The sequence below is a fragment of the Dehalobacter sp. genome (assembly GCA_023667845.1).
Taxonomy (GTDB): Bacteria; Bacillota; Desulfitobacteriia; order Desulfitobacteriales; family Syntrophobotulaceae; genus Dehalobacter.
On the sequence record JAMPIU010000002.1, the window covers coordinates 1 to 1893 of the forward strand.

At 44.4% G+C, this 1893-nt stretch carries 3 protein-coding genes; all 3 read right to left on the reverse strand.

The window, feature by feature from the left end; translation table 11 throughout:
* A partial coding sequence (locus NC238_00010) for an ABC transporter permease subunit (protein MCM1564337.1) occupies positions 1 to 508 on the reverse strand: 508 nt, incomplete at its 3' end.
* A gap of 10 nt (positions 509 to 518) precedes the next feature.
* Positions 519 to 1325 (reverse strand): transporter substrate-binding domain-containing protein, encoded by an 807-nt coding sequence (locus NC238_00015; protein MCM1564338.1) that lies wholly within the window; start codon positions 1323 to 1325, stop codon positions 519 to 521.
* A 243-nt stretch (positions 1326 to 1568) separates the two neighbouring features.
* Positions 1569 to 1893, reverse strand: a 325-nt coding sequence (locus NC238_00020) for a 4Fe-4S binding protein (GenBank protein ID MCM1564339.1), incomplete at its 5' end; no start/stop codon positions are given.

Below are 1893 nucleotides of genomic sequence, written 5' to 3' on the forward strand. Positions count from 1 at the left end.
GACCGACCGCCTTGGCCGCCTCCAGCTGGGTATATTCAATTGAATCAATGCCCCCTCTAATAATTTCAGAAATATATGCTCCTTCAAAAATAGAAAGGATCAGGACCCCGGCCCAAAACCTGTTGTCCACACCCCAGGCAGTGCCGATGATATAGAAAAACAGGTAAACCTGCATGATCATCGGCGTTCCCCTGAAAAACTGCACATATACTTTTGAAAAATAAGAAATGGCCAGGATCCTTGAATTATTCGCCAGAGCAGATAAAAAACCAAGCAGCAGGCTCACCGCCAGGCTGGCCAGGCTAAGGGCCACGGTTGCGGCAAAGCCCTGGGCCAGCCTGTACCGGAAGGACCACAGGAAGCTGAAATCAAACTCCATTCCCAGGCGCTTGATCGAAAAAAGAAAGAACAACACGAAAAGGACCACTGCGATAATGATATTAAAAACTTTTGGGAGCAAAGCCTCTTCGTTTTCGCTGTCCCTGATAAAAAGCCTGCGCATTGGCATGTTTTACCTCTTATTTGTTTAAATCTGAAAAGAACCACTCAAAGCCGTTCCTGTCAAAGGCGTCCTTTTCATCTTTCAGGTATTTTTCAGTAATTGCGTCAAACCCTTTTTTAGCATAGAACTCATCTATAAACGCGTTTATTTGATCCAGGAGTTCCTGATTGCCCTTTTTTATTCCCACACCCCAGTACTCGACACCCTGGAAGGGTATGAATACCGCTTTTGTAGTATCAGGGTTTTTCTTGTTATTCCTGTAAATAGTCAGCTGGTCATATATAAACGCGTCTGCCTTACCCTGGGCAACCTCTGTAACACAGGCACTTTCGTCCGGGAACGGTACGATTTTTGCCTTTGTCAGGTTTTTCTCGGCATAGATTTGCCCCGTTGAGCCGGTCTTGACAGCAACTACCTTCCCTGCCCGGTTCAGGTCCTCTGCCTTGCCGACGTCCGACCTGCTGTTTACAAGCAGGGCCAGGAGTGATTTTGCGTAGGGTCTGGAAAAGTCTATCTTTTCCAGCCTCTCTTCCTTTATCGTCATGGAGGAAACAACCATATCGACCTTGCCGGTCTGCAGCGCCGGAATCAGTCCGTCCCAGCTGATATTTTCAATCTTTACCGGCCTGCCGGCATATTCGCCGAAAGCTTTTGCAAAATCAACGCTTACACCGGTCGGGTTGCCGTGTTCGTCCTTTGTTTCAAATGGTGGGTAAGCCAGTTCCATACCGACGACAAGTTCATTTGATTTTTTCTGTGCGCATCCGGATATGATTAAAACACTGCATATAAGGATTATAAGTGTAAAAATCGACTTTTTCATTGAGTTCTCCCCTGTCTCCCAGTTTGATTTCCTTTCCAAAATGGACTGTCCATCCCGTACCTTCCTGCTTTTTGCCGTGAATCATATATGGTCGTCGCTCATGACACGCAGAACCTCAACGCACCTCCTTATAGAATACTATCAGATTGTTGAGTGCATCAACATGTAAAATTTTTAATCCGTAATGGAAATAAAACAGCCGGAAGTGCTCCGCCGGCTTCTTCAAGTTCACATGTCATGCTTTTAACAATAAGACTCTATTGCATTTACAGGGCATGCCTTCGAGCAGCTCCCGCAGACATCGCATTTATCCACATCAATTTCGTATCCATCTTCAGTTTGGTATACTGCTTTAAAATTGATTGCTTGGCATATTTCTTCACATTTACCGCATTTGATACATGTTTGCGCATTAATTTTCAACCCTTTAAACCGGTCAGAAAAATTTCCAAAATTAAAATGTTCTCTTATAATCTTGTGGTCACGGCTGATGCAGTCATAATCATAGTTGTAATAATCACCCTTGAAACTATAGATGCAGAATGAAACCGTATCCGGATATTTGATG